Here is a 17151-nt window from a genome sequence, read left to right as displayed (position 1 = left end):
AAAAATAGTAGTTAAAATTCATAAGTTTAGAATTTATATTTTGTGATTGGAGACATTAAACATGATTTTTAAGTGTGATAGTTGTAATAAAAATTGAGTATAAATTCTAATTTTAATAATTTTTGAAGGTGAAAAATCTCAAGTTTAATTAGATAAACTGAATAAAAAAATCCACCTGAGTGGTGGATAGTGTCTTATTCAACAGTTGATTCTAATTCTGCTTTTTCATCAAGTAATCTGGTCACGAGTAGTTGGTCAATTTTAAAATGGTCAACATCGACCACCTCAAATTTGTAACCATTAAATACCACACTATCAGCAGGACGTGGAATCTTACGAAGTTTAAACATCATAAACCCAGCTAAAGTTTCATAGTTTTCATCATCAGGCATTTCATCAATTTCTAATGCATGCTTGACATCTTCAATAGGTGTACTGCCTTCAATCAGCCAAGAATGATCATCCCGCTTGATAATTTGAAGATCTTCATCCGTTGGCGTAACCCAGTCACCCATCACGGTAATCATAATATCAGATAGGGTAATAACACCAACCACCAAGGCATATTCATTGATGACTACGGCAAACTTTTCTTTACTAGATCTGAAGCGATCAAGTAATTCTGATAGTGTAAGTGTATCTGGAATCGTTAATACATTACGGATAGTGGATTCATTCAACTGATTAAATTTTTGATTATTTAAAATACGAATCAAGATATCTTTAGCATCAACATAGCCAATCACTTGATCAATATTTTCATTGCAGACTAAATATTTTGAATAGGGAAATTCAGCCAGTTTTTGACGAATACTTTCTTCTGATTCATTGATGGTAAAGAAAACCACGTTTTCACGTGTAGTCATACTCGAAGGAACATTTCGCTCTTCAAGCTCAAATACATTTTCAATAAAGTGATGTTCTTGTTTTTGTAAGACACCTGCTTGTGCCCCTGCATCCATTACCGCAGAAATATCATCAAAGGTGATATTATCATCACGAGTAGTATTTACTTTGAATAAACGGAATAATAGGTTGGCAATTGCATTGATAAACCAAGCTAATGGACGACAAACAGTAATGAATACCTGAATAGGATTAATTAAAGAGACAGCGATTTTTTCAGGTGCAATCATTGCCAATCGTTTAGGCATAAGATCAGCAAATAAAATAAACAGTGATGTCACTAAAGTAAATGACAATGCAAAACCAATTGATTGTGACCAAGGACCATCATAGAAACGATCGACCAAAATCACAAAATAAGGTCTAAATGCAGCTTCACCTAAAATCCCCCCCAAAATTGCAATAGCATTTAAGCCGATTTGAGAGGCAGCAAAGAAATCAGCTGAATTCTCTTGAAGCGTAAGCACTTTTTGTGCACGATCATCACCAGACTCAGCCAAAATTTTCAGTTTCACTTTACGTGATCCTGCAAGTGCGATTTCACTTAATGATAAGAATCCAGCTCCAGCAATCAAAATCATAATGATCACGAAATTCTGAAAGAGGCTCACACGAACACCTTTGTTTTTAAATTATTTATGAGGAAAGTTTTATCACAAAAAACATAGAGGTAGTGAATTTTTACACTACCTCAATATCATAGTTATTGAGTAAAAAATTTTAAAGTATTGATTTAAATCAGCTCTACTCAATCAAAATTGTGAGAAGTGGGTATTGTTATTTGAAAGAAATTCACGATTTTCTTCCTCAGTCATTTGACGAGCAACATATAAAATCAACTGACGTAACCAACGATGAGCAGGATGATGATGTAATAGAGGGCACCACGCCATTTTGAGTTCAAATTCAGGAATGTAAAATGGAGGGTCTTTGAGCATCAAGTTTTGACTTTTAGCTTGTAGGCGAGCGATTTTCGTCGGTAATGTCGCAATGAGATCGACATTAGACGCTAATAAACCTGGCATTTGATAATGACGTGTAAATACCGAAATTTTGCGTTTTTGACCAATACGCTCTAAAGCTTGATCAATCCAACCTAAACCGGCTTGTTTCTCTGGGTTAACACCAAATCCTACACCCATCCCAGTTTTAGAAACCCAGATATGTTGCGCATCTAGATAACTTTTAAGATTCAAATTATTTACGGCAGGATGCTTATTATTCAGTAAGCAAGAAAAGCTGTCACGCCACACCAGAACCTGATGAAAACTTTGTGGTATTTCGTTGAAACGGTTGATGGCAAGATCAACTTTACCTTGTTCCATATCACGATAAGATACATCACTCGGTGTTAGAAAATCTAAAACAACATTTGGTGCTTCTGAACGCAGAGCCTTAACTAAGCGAGGCACAAGTGTAGCTTCAGCATAATCTGAAGTCATGATGCGGAAAACACGATTTGACGTATAAGGTCTAAATTCTGTTCGTGGTTCTAAGATCATAGATAGATCAGAAAGAGCATCACGAATACGAGGCTGTAGTTCTAAAGCCCTTTCTGTAGGAGTCATTCCTTCAGAAGAGCGAATTAAAAGCGGATCATTAAATAAGTTACGAAGACGACGTAAAATATTACTCATTGCAGGCTGAGTAACACCCAATTGTTCTGCTGCACGTGTAACATTCTTCTCTCGCAAAAGAACATCTAAGTAAATTAAGAGATTGAGATCAACCCGCTCAAGATTCATAAAAAAAATACCGAAAATAAATTTTTGAAATCGTGGGGAATTATGCCATAAGCGCTTAGGTTTGTGTGTTTTTATGCTGATTTTTTCAGCAGAATTTAACATATATTCATCAAATTTACGTTTTTTTTGTCATAAGACAGACCCTATACATTTATTTAAGAAATAGGGCTTTAGTTGTTTTTGAAATTACCATGCTATGTTCTAAATTGTCTTTAGGTTTATCTCAATTTAAATGCTTTATTGGTAATTCCATCAATATGGTTCACAGTTTAAAAAATATTCATTTAAAACTAACAGTTTAATAACGATGCTCTGTCAGAAAAGTCAATTGAAGGTTAAAATATAAAGATGTTTGAAGAAAAATTAAACGTAATTGTGAGCTTGATACTTAAGTCTAATGAATAAGAATCACTCAAATTGTGTTAAAAGTGTACAAATATTTATTTTATAAATTTTATTAAAATCAATAATTTATAGAATGGTATTTCATTTATATTACGACTTTAATCTACATATTTTTTAAATAAATACTGAGAATTAAACGAAAATATTGGATTAATTTCTAGAGTCAATCTAAGCTAAGTCTATAGCAACGAAGCGCTCTAAATCTGAACAATTAATACCGAGTAGATTTAGTCCTTCGATTGATAAATCCTAAAATTATATACAGGGTAAAATATCATGACTACATACCAAACAGCGATTGATGCAATCCGCGAATTAAAAGCAAAATTCGGCAACACTTGGGCAGACATCAGTCCTGAAGATGCTGCACGTATGCAACTTCAAAACCGTTTCAAAACTGGTTTAGATATTGCGAAATACACAGCTGCGATTATGCGTCGTGATATGGCTGCTTATGATGCTGATTCTAGCAAATATACTCAATCTTTGGGTTGCTGGCATGGTTTCATCGCACAACAAAAAATGATTGCGAACAAAAAATACTTCGGCACTACTGAACGCCGTTACATCTACCTTTCTGGTTGGATGGTTGCTGCACTTCGTTCTGAGTTTGGTCCACTTCCTGACCAATCTATGCACGAAAAAACTTCAGTTCCTGCATTGATCGAAGAAATCTACACATTCTTACGTCAAGCAGACGCAAAAGAATTAAACGACTTATTCCGTGCACTTAAAAAAGCGCAAGAAGCGGGTGACACTGCTAAAGCTGCTGAAATCACTTCACAAATCGACAACTTCCAAACTCACGTTGTGCCAATTATTGCCGACATCGATGCTGGTTTCGGTAACGAAGAAGCAACTTACTTACTTGCGAAGAAAATGATCGAAGCGGGTGCATGTGCACTTCAAATCGAAAACCAAGTTTCTGACGCGAAACAATGTGGTCACCAAGCAGGTAAAGTAACTGTTCCACACGAAGACTTCATTGCGAAAATCCATGCACTTCGCTATGCATTCTTAGAAATGGGTCTTGACGACGGTATCATCGTTGCACGTACTGACTCTGAAGGCGCTGACTTGACTCAAAAAATCCCAGTGGTTAAAGAGCCAGGCGATATCGCTTCTCAATACATCAGCTACTTAGACACTACTGAAATTGATATTTCAGAAGCGCAAGAAGACGAAATCCTAATCAAACGTGATGGTAAATTACACCGTCCTAAGCGTTTAGCTTCTGGTCTATATCAATTCCGTGAAGGTACTCAAATTGACCGTGTTGTACTTGACTGTGTAACAAGTTTACAGAACGGGGCTGACCTTCTTTGGATCGAAACTGCAACGCCAAACGTTGAAGAAATCGCTCACATGGTGAACCGTGTACGTGAAATTGTGCCAAATGCAAAACTTGTTTATAACAACTCACCATCATTCAACTGGACGTTAAACTTCCGTCAACAAGCTTACGACCGTTGGGTTGCTGAAGGTAAAGACGTATCTGCTTACGACCGTGCTAAGTTAATGAGCGCTGAGTATGACAATACTGAATTAGCTGCTGATGCTGATGCGAAGATCCGTACGTTCCAAGCTGATGCTTCTCGTGAAGCAGGTGTATTCCATCACTTGATTACACTTCCGACTTACCACACTGCTGCGCTTTCTACACATGAGCTTGCAGAAGGTTACTTCGGTTCTGAAGGTATGTTGGCTTATGTTGCTGGTGTACAACGTAAAGAAATCCGTGGTGGTATCGCTTGTGTTAAACATCAAGCAATGGCTGGTTCAGACATCGGTGATGACCATAAAGAAATCTTCGCTGGCGACAACGCGCTTAAAGCGGGTGACGATGCGAAAAATACAATGAACCAATTCTCTGCATAAGCATTGAACTAATTCAAAAAAACCCTGCGTAAGCAGGGTTTTTTTATTGTTAATGAAATTATTTAACTAAATACATGAGCCAATTTAATTGATGTATAGATAGAAAAACAGCGGTAGTAAAACCTAATACATATTTTGAATAAAAGTAATGCCAAAGCTGTTACAATCCCGAAAATTTACATTTGTATATTTATATGTTTGAAAAATTTGCTGAACAGAGTTTAAATGCATTAGGTTGGGAAATTGATAACCATTGGCCCTTAGATTTAGACCAATGTGTCATGATTGCTGCACCACACACCAGTAACTGGGATGCTTTATACGCGCGATTAGCGCTCAAAGCTTTAGGTGTAAATGTCAGAATTACAATTAAAGACAGCTATATGAAGTTTCCATTTGGTCCTTTTGTCCGGGCTATGGGAGGGATCGGAATTAATCGCCGACCGAAGAAAGAGGGAGAGGAAAGACCAAGCATGGTGCAATTAATGGCAGATCTTTTTAAAGATCATCCAAAATTGGTCATGTTGGTGACGCCAGAGGGAACAAGGTCAAAACAAGAAAAATGGAAAACGGGTTTTTACCATGTAGCAATTACAGCGAATGTCCCAATCGCTTTAGCATATATGGATTACAGTCAAAAAAAATGCGGTGTAGGTAAAATTATTTATCCTACTGGAGATATAGAAGTGGATATGGCAGAAATTATGGAATTTTATTCAAAGATTTCAGCTAAATTCCCCGAAAAATTTAGTGTTGACCAACGATATTCACACAACAGTTAATATATGGAGAAGGCAGAACAATCTGCCTTTTTTAATACAAGAAAATTGCGTTTAGGGTTAAAATAAAGCCTGAAAAAAACAATAAAGTTAAGACAATCGATTTAAATTTTTGCTCAGATATTTGATAAAAAATTTTTGCACCAATGATCGTAGGTAGGCTAACTGCAAAGATCAAAATCCACAAATAAGACAAGTGATTCACGTTAATGGTCTGGTTAAATAAATAGATGATCAAAGTAAACAGTTGGATGGCAAAATTAAAATGTCGAAGAATGTTGCGTTGCTCATGTTTAGGAAGTTGTTTAAGCATCACCCAAGCCGAGGGAATTGCACCACAGAATCCACCGAGCCCACCTAAAATTCCACCCAAAAAACCAATCAAGCCGTCCATCCTGAGTCTGGTATCTTTTAAACAATGTAGTTGCGGATTAAAGAACATGAGTGGGCACCAAATTAATAAAAATATCCCAAGTAGTAATTTGAACGTGTCTGCATTGATATAATGAAGCAAAAAAGTACCCAAAGGTACTCCAATTAAGCCAGCGATAATATAGACCCAAACGATAGAAGGCTTTATAAAGGTTCTTGGTTCTTTATACATTGAAATGATATGACACCATAGTGATGCACAAACGACCAAGGGGGCGGTGATCTGAGGCGGTAGAATCCATACCCAAAAAGACATCGCAATAAGAGCGAAGGCAAAACCTGTGAGTCCTTGAATAAATCCAGCAAAAATTGCGCCTAGAATAAAGATACATAATGTCATAAGGTGACTGCATCAATTGCTAAAGCAGGAGTAAAAGAAAAATGCATGAGATCGTCGGATAAGGAAAACTGATCAATCCTAAAATAATATTTGTTATCTTAAAAATAATAAGAACAGCAATAGCTAGCAGTAAAGCGAATAAAAGCCCTGAAAATCAGGGCTTTTATTATTAATTGGAGTTAGGTTTTAGGTTTTGTGTTAGACCGTTGATGTCCCCACCCTGAATACCAAGTTCACTCATTAAGCTGTCAATAAGAGGTGCTTGCGAACGATATCTAAGTGCGCTATTCACCACTTGATCTGAAAGTGCAACGGATTGTGATTGATCTGCTTGATCAGCTGAAGTTGTGGCGCCAGTAATGCCACCAAGACCATTCACTTGTAATATCTTGATATCATCAATATTTTCCATTGGTTTAACACTTTCACGGATGATTTCAGGCAAATACTTCAAAAGTGCCAAACGAATTTGCATCTCAACTTGTTCACTTGACAAAATATTATTTGCTTCATTGACTGCGCGTGTCCCTTCAGCATCGACTTGGTATTGTTTTTCTAAAGCTTGAGCCAAAAGAATTTTAGCATCAGCTTCACCTTTAGCTTTCAAGCGGACTTTTTCAGCTTCTGCTTCAGCCGCAGTACGAACAGCTTCAGCCTCATCTACAGCAGCTTGTTTTGATGCCTCGGCAGCCACAGTAATTGAAATAGCATCAGTTTCTGCAGCCTGTTTTGCAGCAACAAGTTCAACCGCTTTAATACGCTCAGCTCGCTGTGTTTCACGAACAGTCACAACTTCTTCCTCAGCTTTCACTGCTTGCGCACGAGCTTGGTCAGCAAGTGCTTTGGCTTCAGATTCAGCACGAGATTTCTCGGCAATCGCGATTGCGCGATCTTGTTCCGCAAGTTCAATGGTTTTCTTTTGTTCTACTTGCGCTTGTTCAATAATTTGTGCTTTTTGAATATTTTGATTTTCGACATCACGTGCAGCTGAAATACGTTTTAATTCAATTTCACGTTCTGCAGCGATTTGGGCTTCTTCTGCCTCACGCTTTTTGGCAGCTTCTTGTGTTGCAATTTCAGCAAGTTGTTCAGCTTTTCGAATCGAAATTTCACGCTCTTGTTGCATCTTTGCGTATTCTTCTTCACGCAGGATTTGAAGGCGTGCTTGTTCAGCCTCTAAATTTTTCGCTTTAATGGCTAAGTCAGCATCTTGTTCAATATCGTTACGTTTTTTTCGACGATCTTCAATAGTTTCTGTTAATTTTGTTAAACCTTCTGCATCAAATGCATTTTGTGGATTAAAAAATTTAAAGCTGGTCTGATCAAGACCTGTTAAAGATACAGTTTCGAGTTCTAAACCATTTTTGAACAGATCTTCTGAAACAACTTGTTGAACTTTCTGAACGAAGTCGACACGTTTTTCATGTAACTCTTCCATAGCCATTTCTGCTGCTACTGCACGCAGGGAATCTACAAATTTACCTTCAACCAAATCTTTTAATTCATTTGGTGACATGGTTTTTTGACCCAAAGTTTGTGCCGCGGTAGCAATCGATTCAGCTGTTGGCTTAACACGAACATAGAACTCAGCCATCACATCTACACGCATTCGATCACGCGTAATCAAGGCTTGATCAGCTGCACGTTTAACTTCTAAGCGAAGGGTATTCATATTGACAGGAATGACTTCATGTAAAACAGGGAGTACAATTGCACCGCCCCCTAATATAACTTTTTCCCCACCAAAACCAGTTCTGACAAATGAAACTTCCTTGCTAGAGCGTTTATATAGTCTTGCAATAATGGTTCCGATTACAACCAGCGCAATGAGAATAAGTCCTGCAATTATAATAATTTGATAAAAATTTGAACTAAACATTTTTTTCTCTAAGTTGATTTATTGTGAAATTGCTTGAAAGCCTTTGAGACTACGTTGTGTAAGTAAGACTTGCTGACCTTGTACGAATATTTCGTCAGCTTCAGGTTCGACTAAAATGTAATGTGTTTGACCAAAGCGATCTTTGAGTTTTGCTTGCGCAGGATAGTGCAGTCGAGCAGTGCCTAAAATGATTTCTGCTCGAAGTCCAATTAGATCGTCGCTATGAATTGCTGTGGTTTCATCTTTAGGGATGATCTGTGCTATCCATCTTGAGAATAGACGTACGAATGGCATACAGACCACAAGAACCAGTGAAGTAATGAGCCAGACTGTTAAAAATGATCCAAATACATGATGGATGATAGATTGGGCTAAGAAGCCAACAATTGAAAAGGTCGTGAGAAAGATGATCAGCCAAATTAATACAGGAATACGTCCAAGATAAAGCCAATCTAAAAATTGCATCCAAATACTAGATTGATGGTCAACGATCATTTCAGGAGAAGAATCTAATGAACTAGGTAGAAATTGCTCTAAAAATCCTTGACTACTGAGACCTGTTATTAATAGAAAGACTTCAAGAATGCCTATAAAAAACATCAAGCAGATACTAATACTGAAGAATAGGTTCGACGGATTTATAAACATGTCCCACATGGGTAGTCTCTTATAGATATTAGAATTTTTAACAAATTTTAATCAAAATAATAAAATAAAGTGACCTAATTATCAATTATATAATATTGATTTCATTTTGAATGGATTCAACATAAAAAAATACGCAGTGATTGGGGTGATCACTGCGCAGAACAACGAATCTGCTTACACAGTTTCGGTTAAGGAGAAATGTTATGAATTTTGGGGGTATTCATAACAGTAATTAAATGATATTCAATTTCATTTAGCAACTCATTGGTAGTCGGGTTAAAACGTGTAAGATTACGTTAATAAGTTTAATTGAAGGTTAATTTTAATTAGGTTAATAAATAGCCATAAAAAAAGCCGCAATGTGATGCGGCTTTAAGTGTGCTTATTTTTTGGGGATTAAAATTTAAAAACACCTAATCCAGCTTTGACTTCATCCAATGTTGCTTGCGTAATATCACGACACTTGTCTGTACCAGTTTTTAAGATATCCATAATATAATCAGGATCCTTAGCAAGCTCCATACGACGTTCACGAATAGGCGTGATCAACTCTTTTAAAACACCTTCAAGGCGTTTTTTGACTGTACCATCACCTAAACCACCACGACGATAGTGATCTTTAAGCTCTGCTACTTCTTCTGGATTTGGATCAAAAGCATCTAAATAAGTAAATACAACATTACCTTCCACCTGACCTGGATCTTCAATACGAAGATGATTAGGATCTGTATACATAGCATTTACCGCTTTTTTAATGTCTTTATCAGAAGCATCTAAAACAATTGTATTGCCCAATGATTTAGACATTTTAGCTTTACCATCAAATCCTGGTAATCGACCAACATTCGATAGCAGTGCCTTACATTCAGGCAAAAGCTCTTGACCAATCTGACGATTTAAACGACGAACAATTTCATTTGTTTGTTCAATCATTGGAATTTGGTCTTCACCCACGGGCACAATCGATGCTTTAAAAGCAGTGATATCAGCTGCTTGAGCAACTGGATAGCATAAGAATCCAGCTGGGATGTCACGCTCGAACCCACGCATTTGTATTTCAGACTTAATCGTAGGATTTCGTTCTAGTCTTGAAACTGTGACAAAGTTTAAATAAAGCATGGTCAGCTCATTCAAAGCTGGCAAGCTTGATTGAACGCAAATTGTTGTTTTTGTCGGGTCGATCCCAACAGCGAGATAGTCAGTTGCAACTTCAATAATATTACGTCTAACTTTTTCGAAGTTATCAGCATTGTCTGTAAAAGCTTGTGCATCAGCCAATAATAGATGTTGGTGATGGGAATCTTGCAAACCTACTCGTGAACGTAAAGAACCGACAAAGTGGCCTAAATGAAGTTGTCCAGTTGGACGGTCACCTGTCAAAATAACAGGGCGATTATCTTGATTACTCATTTTCTATACCAAAGTCATCAACACTAGGGCTGAATTTTTAAAATTTCGCAATATTGTACGGCATTATTTTTTTTTATGTCAGCATAAAGCATCGAAAGAATCGAATTAAAAACACCTTATTTGAGATAGTATTAATAATGTTGATACAGAATAAATTGAAATAGAAGAATAAAATTCCAAAAAACAAAGAAGGATAACAATAATGGCAAATAGTTTATTGGTGCTATTAGATGATATAGCCACCATTCTTGATGATGTTGCGCTGATGAGTAAAATGGCTGCAAAAAAAACGGCCGGTGTATTGGGTGATGACTTAGCACTCAATGCTCAACAAGTTAGTGGTGTGAAAGCCGACCGTGAATTGCCTGTCGTTTGGTCTGTTGCAAAAGGCTCATTTGTTAATAAATTAATTTTGGTTCCATTAGCATTATTAATTAGTGTGATTGCACCTTGGCTTATAAATCCTTTATTGATGTTAGGTGGATTATTTTTATGTTATGAAGGTGTAGAAAAAGTAATTCACTCATTACACCATAAAAAAGCTAAAACATCTGAACAGGCCGAAAAAGAACTTGAAAACTTAAATGTAGATCTAGCAACTTTTGAGAAAGATAAAATCAAAGGCGCGATACGAACAGACTTTATTTTATCTGCTGAAATTATCGTGATTTCATTGGGTACAGTTGCAGCAGCTACTTTTGGAATTAAGGTTGCAGTCTTGTCAGTCATCGCAATTTTAATGACGATTGGTGTTTATGGTTTGGTTGCTATGATTGTTAAAATTGATGATTTGGGATTTTATCTCGTCAAACAAACGTCTGCATTGAAACAAAGAATTGGTCAGGGCTTACTTGCTTTTGCGCCTAAACTTATGAAGACACTAACCATTGTCGGAACAATCGCGATGTTCTTGGTTGGTGGCGGTATTATTAATCATACCATTCCATTATTTCATCACTTTACTGAAGATTCTGTCGATTATATTGAACATATTCCAAATGTAGGCAGTATCATCGGTGCTTTAACCCCGACGCTCTTAAACTTTGTCATAGGCTTTATTGCAGGACTTATTGTTTTGGTCGTTGTTTCAGGAATACAAAAACTATGGAACGCTAGAAAAGTTTAGAGTTTGATGAAATAACGTATTATATGAAGTTATATGATTAAAAAGGGCTGAGATTATGCGTTGGAAAGGCCGGAGAGTAAGTAGTAATTTAGAAGATCGCCGTGGAGGCGGTGGGGCTAAAGCTGGTGGAATTAGTATTCTCGGTTTAGTTGTTGCATTTGTTGCTTGGAAATTTTTTGGGGTTGATCCACAACAAGCCTATCAGGCAACTAAACAAGTGACTTCTAACAATCAGCAACAAGCGATAGGGATTGAAAACCCAACACCCGAGCAACAAGAAACAGCGGCATTTGTTGGTACGGTACTCGCTGATACTGAAGATACATGGACCACCGTTTTTCAAAAACAGGGAATGCAATACCAAGCACCGAAACTAGTGATGTTTAGTGGTGTAGTCAATTCAGGCTGTGGTACAGCCCAATCAGCGATGGGGCCATTTTATTGTCCTGCAGACCAAAAAATCTATATTGATACTGATTTTTTTAAAGATATGCGTCAGCAAATGGGTATATCGGGTGAACGAAATCAATCAGAATTATCTACACAAAATGCTGCTGGTGACTTTGCACAAGCTTATGTGATTGCGCATGAAGTCGGACATCATATTCAAAATCTTTTAGGTATTTCAACTCAAGTCCAACAAGCTAGACAACGAGCTACTGAAGCTCAAGGGAACCAATTATCAGTCCGTTTGGAATTGCAAGCTGATTGTCTAGCTGGTGTGTGGGCAAAAGATACACATCAACGAACTCAATTCTTGGAGCAAGGTGATGTTGAAGAGGCAATGGATGCGGCGCATAAGATTGGTGATGATTATCTTCAGAAAAAGGCTAGAGGACATGTGGTTCCTGATAGCTTTACCCACGGCACAAGCCAACAAAGAATGTATTGGTTCGATCGTGGCATGAAAACAGGTGATGTGAACCAATGTGATACATTCAATACCTCAATCTAAATCTACCAAGCAGAATCGATTGATTTTTTTGCAAAGTTAATACATGTAGCCTGCTAATGGAATAATTTATTAGGAAGGCTACACATCTTTAAAAAAAAAGGCATTGCGAGTAAACATTCTTTATATAAAATAAATAAATGGCTATAGTTTTTTCATTTAAAATTTAAATGATCTCATTTAAATAAAACATATCATAGAGTGCAAAATGGGCAACTTTTTTTTTCTCCAAGTATTTACAGTGGTTTTTGCCCTCTCAATTGCCACCACCATATTCAATAAACGAATTCTAGGTTTTCCCCAAGCGATAGGGGTGCCAATTGTTTCAGCAATTTTTGTCTTTATTCTGCAATGGGCTGCCAATTTATTAGGGGATAATCGTTTTATCACCATTAATTTGGCAAATATTGAAGAAGCAGTTCGTCATATTGATTTTTATGATTTTCTCGTAAATGGTGTTATTTGCTTCATTCTTACATCGTCGGCATTGAAATTTAAAGTGTCTGATCTAAAAGTGTATTGGAAGCCAATTAGTATTCTTGCCACTATTGCTTTGGTTTTGTGTGCAGCATTGTTTGGTGGATTATTATTTGGATTTCAATATTTGATTGGTAACCCTGTACCAATACTCGTACTTTTATTACTCGGTTCTGCTTTAGGGGCTACAGATCCAATCGGAATCAAAGGGGTACTCAGTTCTGTACGTGCACCACATCATCTAATGGTGAAATTGGAGGGTGAATCACTGTTCAATGATGCAATGTGTATCGCTGTATTTATGACGTTGTTGAATGTACTTGAAGGCGAGCATTTTAGTCTGTTGCTGACACTACAAACACTCCTTTATGAAATTGTGGTAGCTGTAATTATTGGTTTGGTATTTGGTTGGGGGATTTTACGATTGCTTCGCGGGAAGCATGAAATGGAATCATTAATCCTAACGACAGCTTTACTGGCTTGTGGTTCATATTTGGTTGCTTTATTTGCTCATGCATCAGCACCAATCGCATGTGTGATTGGTGGACTTATTGTTGGTAATAAATGGAAAGAAATTTTACAAAATCGTGAAATCCAAGAAGTAAATCACTTTTGGCATACAGTTGAAGGTATCATTAATTCTTTTTTATTTACTTTAATTGGTTTAGAGCTGTTTATTCTTGATCTTAATGCCAGCATGATACTTGGCGGTATTATCGCATTTGTAATTTTACATATTTCACGTTTTGCTGCGAACTTTCTGGCTTTTGCATTCTTCCCATCGTTTCGTAAGAAAAGCTATAACGGTAGCCTAGCAATTTTATCATGGGGGGGAGTAAGAGGAGGGATTTCATTGGCTCTAATTCTTGCGGTTGCTAATGTCCCAGAGTTAAGGCAATACAGTAGTATCTTGATTGGTTATACTTTTATTGTTGTTTTATTATCGGGCGTAGTATGTGGTTTAGGTTTGCCAGCAGTCATGAATGCTTTCTATTACAACCCTAATGAGGAAAAAGAGGGCTTAAAGGGAATATATCAGCGATTATGTAATAAGCTTAATCGTAAAGGATTTAAATATATTGTTGGTGAAGATAGTAAAGGTAATGAGATTATTACGATTTATAATCCTGAAGTGATATTAGATCGGACTTCTGATGATGGTGTGGCAATCGTCCATCATCCCGCTAAAGCTGAAGAGGTGAAGAAGTTAGAAAATCCAGAAAATTTCTAAAAAAAATTATATTTAATTGAGGCAAGCATGATAGTGCTTGCTCTTTTTTTTATGAATTAAGCATGATCAATGCAGAAGATAACAGTGATATTGTTTAAATATTTTATTCAGTTACGCAGAATTTTATCGATGAAATATAAAATTAAAATGTGAAAATTACATCATATTTAAAGCAAATTTTATTTCTTAACTTACTAAAAAGTAAGTATTAATTTTCAATATAAAATGAAAAGTATACTAGTTTACTAACATTAAAATGTTAGGTGAGCAAGTTACCGTATGTAGTTAAGCTAAATATAGCAGAAATTATGATAAGTAAGCCTTTGAAATTTGGTGACCTGAAATATCCTAAAAGTAAGTAAAAATATTAATTCTTATCTCATAAGTGTTTGTAAATAAAAGATATATTTTGATTGTGGATGAGCGGTTACAAAAAGCTGATAAAAGACGCAAAATCTATTCGCATTAAATCTTAAAAATGTGATATAAATCTCACTTATAGATAATAGTGTCTATCTTTTTTGTATCTTAGATGTAGAAAGATCGATAAAAATAAAATTTATAAGTGAGAATTTACCATGGCTAATATCTCCGTAATATCTAAAGAGAGTCATCAGGTATTAGAGAATGTTAACTCTAGTCAAGTGGGGCTTAACGAAAACTCTGTAGTTGTCGTTCAAGTATCTAAAGATGATGTAGCTTCAATCACTCGTGATAATAATAATGCTCTAATCAATTTGCGTAATGGTGAAGTGATTGTGATTGAAAAATATTTCAATCCTTCATTTGCTGATAACAGCCTCGTATTCCAAGATGAAAGTGGTCAACTTTATTGGGTTAAATTTACCAATGAAGATGGCTCAATTGCAGAAACAATTCTGTATTACCCAATCGAAGAAATCGAACCTCTTCTTTATTCCGATGATTTTATCGGTGGTATTCTCCCTTGGTTAATTGGTGCTGGTGCAGCTGGTGCAATTGCGGCAGTCGCAGATAATGGTTCTGACTCTAATCCTACGCCTAACCCTCAGCCAAAGCCAAATGCATTATTAAATGCACCAATCGTCATTGATGATGTACCAGAGCATATCGGTGAAGTTGCTGATGGTGGTGTAACAAATGATGCTCGTCCAGAAATCAAAGGTTCTGGAGCTCAACCTGGTGCAATCATCAAAATCTATAATGGCGATGAACTAATTGGTGAGACGGTTGCATTGTCTAATGGTGATTGGAGTTTTACACCTGATCAAGATTTAAAAGATGGTATCTATGAGCTTTCTGTCACACAAACTGTAAGTGGTCAAGAAAGTGATAAATCACCGATTAAGACAATCACGCTTGATACTGTCCCACCATCAGACATCACTATTGATGAAATTGGAAATAAGGGTGAAACAAACTCAGAAACACCTAAATTATCAGGTGAAGGTGAGCCAGAATCTAATGTTGAAATAGAAATTAAAGATAAAGATGGGAACGTGGTTGATAAAGAAACTGTTCCTGTTGATAAAGATGGTAAATGGGAATATACACCTGAGAAAAACCTTGATGAAGGTAAATACGAAGTTATCGTAACGCCTATTGATAAATCAGGAAATAAAGGTGAAGAAGAAAAACAAGAATTCAATGTTGACTTAACTCCTCCAGACATAGACATCGATCCAATCCCTACTGATCCTGAACCTGAGGGTTGGGATACAGCAACGAATCAATCAACTTTTGCAATCGCTGCAATCGCAAATACTCTTTCGGAATCGGAGAATAATCCAGTGACTACAACTAAAAATCAAACTCCTACATTTACGGGAACCACTAAAGATAGTGAGAGCGTAAAAGTAGTGATTCGCGATAGTTCAGGTAAGATTATCGCAGAAGGTCCTGCTACAGTGACCAACGGTAAATGGCAGTTTAAATCACCTGTAACATTAGCTGAAGGTGACTATAAACTAGAAGCAACAGCATATGACGCGGCTGGTAATAGTAAAGTCGCTACTTCAAGCTTTACTGTGGATATTACTCCACCTAAAGTAACGATTGAAGAGTTACCACTTACTAACATTGATGCGCCTACCTTTAAAGGTAAAACTGAAGATGGTGCAACACAAGTACGTGTTGAAATCAAGGATGCGGCTGGCAAGGTTGTTCAATCTGCAGTTGTGAATGTTGCAGCCGATGGTAGCTGGACATATAAGCCATCTAAAGCGTTACCAGATGGTACATATAGTGTCGAGGCTTCAGCTCGTGATGCGGTAGGAAATGTAAGTCAACCTGCTAAAACTACGGTTGAAGTTGATACAATCGATCCGGAAATTACAATCGATCCTCTAGAAGATACTAGTGATACAACTCCTGAAATTAATGGTAAGACTGAACCAGGCGCAACAGTAAAAGTTGAAATCTTAGACAAAGATGGCAACCCTGTAGCAACAGGTGATGCGACTGTGGATCCAGAAGGTAACTGGTCGTATACACCGACTGAAGCACTACCAGAAGGTGAATATACAGTTAAAGCTGAAGCGAAAGATAAAGCTGGTAACGTTGGTGAAGCGACATCTAATGGCTCATTTAAAGTTGATACAACTGCACCATCTGATACCGATGTAACGATTGATCCAATTGCGGATACAAACGATACAACACCAGAAATCACAGGTACAACTGAACCAGGAACAACAGTAAATGTCGTTGTTAAAGACAAAGACGGTCAAGTTGTTGCAGAAGGTCCAGCGACAGTTACAGGTGATACATGGACATACACACCATCAGTTGAATTAGCAGATGGCGAATATGACGTAGTTGCAAAAGCGACAGATAAAGCAGGTAACACAGGTGAATCTCAGCCAGAGAGCTTTGAGGTTGACACAGTAGCACCTGAATTAACCATCGATGAGCTTAAGCCAACAAACGATACTACACCAACAATCTCAGGTAAGACTGAGCCAG

The 17151-nt window shown here is 36.9% G+C and carries 12 protein-coding genes; 6 read left to right on the top strand and 6 right to left on the bottom strand.

Features of this window, described 5'->3' with window-relative positions; all coding sequences use genetic code 11:
- Positions 1–194: 194 nt before the first annotated feature.
- Together paeA and AC1M9J_RS09535 are read right to left on the bottom strand one after the other, a co-directional pair.
- Positions 195–1517 (bottom strand): polyamine export protein PaeA, encoded by a 1323-nt coding sequence (gene paeA, locus AC1M9J_RS09540; RefSeq protein WP_035267989.1) that lies wholly within the window; start codon positions 1515–1517, stop codon positions 195–197.
- A 141-nt stretch (positions 1518–1658) separates the two neighbouring features.
- Positions 1659–2651: a LysR family transcriptional regulator gene (locus AC1M9J_RS09535; RefSeq protein WP_035268043.1), complete on the bottom strand. Its 993-nt coding sequence runs from the start codon at positions 2649–2651 to the stop codon at positions 1659–1661.
- A 681-nt stretch (positions 2652–3332) separates the two neighbouring features.
- On the opposite strand from AC1M9J_RS09535, the gene AC1M9J_RS09530 reads away from it, so the two are divergent.
- Positions 3333–4934, top strand: a complete 1602-nt coding sequence (locus AC1M9J_RS09530; RefSeq protein WP_481610088.1) for an isocitrate lyase — start codon at positions 3333–3335, stop codon at positions 4932–4934.
- 194 nt (positions 4935–5128) lie between these two features.
- Complete coding sequence (locus AC1M9J_RS09525) at positions 5129–5716, top strand: 1-acyl-sn-glycerol-3-phosphate acyltransferase (RefSeq protein WP_180028109.1); 588 nt, start codon at positions 5129–5131, stop codon at positions 5714–5716.
- Between the two features lie 31 nt (positions 5717–5747).
- Here AC1M9J_RS09525 and AC1M9J_RS09520 read toward each other — a convergent pair whose 3' ends face one another.
- The 4 genes from AC1M9J_RS09520 to trpS all read right to left on the bottom strand — a co-directional run bounded on the left by AC1M9J_RS09520 (position 5748) and on the right by trpS (position 10422).
- The gene (locus AC1M9J_RS09520; RefSeq protein WP_481588071.1) at positions 5748–6485 is read right to left on the bottom strand and encodes a sulfite exporter TauE/SafE family protein; all 738 of its coding nucleotides are present in this window, start codon (positions 6483–6485) and stop codon (positions 5748–5750) included.
- Between the two features lie 169 nt (positions 6486–6654).
- Positions 6655–8364 carry a flotillin family protein gene (locus AC1M9J_RS09515; RefSeq protein WP_481588072.1) on the bottom strand — a complete coding sequence of 570 codons (1710 nt, stop codon included), beginning with the start codon at positions 8362–8364 and terminating at the stop codon, positions 6655–6657.
- A gap of 18 nt (positions 8365–8382) precedes the next feature.
- Positions 8383–9021: a YqiJ family protein gene (locus tag AC1M9J_RS09510; RefSeq protein ID WP_481952216.1), complete on the bottom strand. Its 639-nt coding sequence runs from the start codon at positions 9019–9021 to the stop codon at positions 8383–8385.
- 387 nt (positions 9022–9408) lie between these two features.
- Positions 9409–10422, bottom strand: a complete 1014-nt coding sequence (gene trpS, locus AC1M9J_RS09505; RefSeq protein WP_092767023.1) for a tryptophan--tRNA ligase — start codon at positions 10420–10422, stop codon at positions 9409–9411.
- Between the two features lie 202 nt (positions 10423–10624).
- On the opposite strand from trpS, the gene AC1M9J_RS09500 reads away from it, so the two are divergent.
- From AC1M9J_RS09500 to AC1M9J_RS09485, 4 genes are all read left to right on the top strand, one after another.
- A complete protein-coding gene (locus AC1M9J_RS09500; RefSeq protein WP_481595076.1) occupies positions 10625–11548 on the top strand; it encodes a DUF808 domain-containing protein in 924 nt (307 codons plus the stop codon).
- A gap of 55 nt (positions 11549–11603) precedes the next feature.
- Positions 11604–12503 carry a KPN_02809 family neutral zinc metallopeptidase gene (gene ypfJ / locus AC1M9J_RS09495; protein WP_092767025.1) on the top strand — a complete coding sequence of 300 codons (900 nt, stop codon included), beginning with the start codon at positions 11604–11606 and terminating at the stop codon, positions 12501–12503.
- A gap of 205 nt (positions 12504–12708) precedes the next feature.
- A complete protein-coding gene (locus AC1M9J_RS09490; RefSeq protein ID WP_179998547.1) occupies positions 12709–14208 on the top strand; it encodes a cation:proton antiporter in 1500 nt (499 codons plus the stop codon).
- A gap of 578 nt (positions 14209–14786) precedes the next feature.
- Positions 14787–17151, top strand: a 2365-nt coding sequence (locus tag AC1M9J_RS09485) for an Ig-like domain-containing protein (RefSeq protein WP_481952215.1), incomplete at its 3' end; no start/stop codon positions are given.

It is taken from the genome of Acinetobacter sp. ANC_7588, assembly GCF_056783995.1.
The sequence above is the reverse complement of the archived record's forward strand: the minus strand, read 5'-3'. Positions and strand labels throughout refer to the sequence as shown.

Bases quoted from the DNA above. Each gene is read 5' to 3' on its own strand.
- AC1M9J_RS09535 (WP_035268043.1), bottom strand. From the start codon at position 2,651: ATGAATCTTGAGCGGGTTGATCTCAATCTCTTAATTTACTTAGATGTT.
- AC1M9J_RS09530 (WP_481610088.1), top strand. From the start codon at position 3,333: ATGACTACATACCAAACAGCGATTGATGCAATCCGCGAATTAAAAGCA.
- AC1M9J_RS09525 (WP_180028109.1), top strand. From the start codon at position 5,129: ATGTTTGAAAAATTTGCTGAACAGAGTTTAAATGCATTAGGTTGGGAA.
- AC1M9J_RS09520 (WP_481588071.1), bottom strand. From the start codon at position 6,485: ATGACATTATGTATCTTTATTCTAGGCGCAATTTTTGCTGGATTTATT.
- AC1M9J_RS09515 (WP_481588072.1), bottom strand. From the start codon at position 8,364: ATGTTTAGTTCAAATTTTTATCAAATTATTATAATTGCAGGACTTATT.
- AC1M9J_RS09510 (WP_481952216.1), bottom strand. From the start codon at position 9,021: ATGTGGGACATGTTTATAAATCCGTCGAACCTATTCTTCAGTATTAGT.
- trpS (WP_092767023.1), bottom strand. From the start codon at position 10,422: ATGAGTAATCAAGATAATCGCCCTGTTATTTTGACAGGTGACCGTCCA.
- AC1M9J_RS09500 (WP_481595076.1), top strand. From the start codon at position 10,625: ATGGCAAATAGTTTATTGGTGCTATTAGATGATATAGCCACCATTCTT.
- ypfJ (WP_092767025.1), top strand. From the start codon at position 11,604: ATGCGTTGGAAAGGCCGGAGAGTAAGTAGTAATTTAGAAGATCGCCGT.
- AC1M9J_RS09490 (WP_179998547.1), top strand. From the start codon at position 12,709: ATGGGCAACTTTTTTTTTCTCCAAGTATTTACAGTGGTTTTTGCCCTC.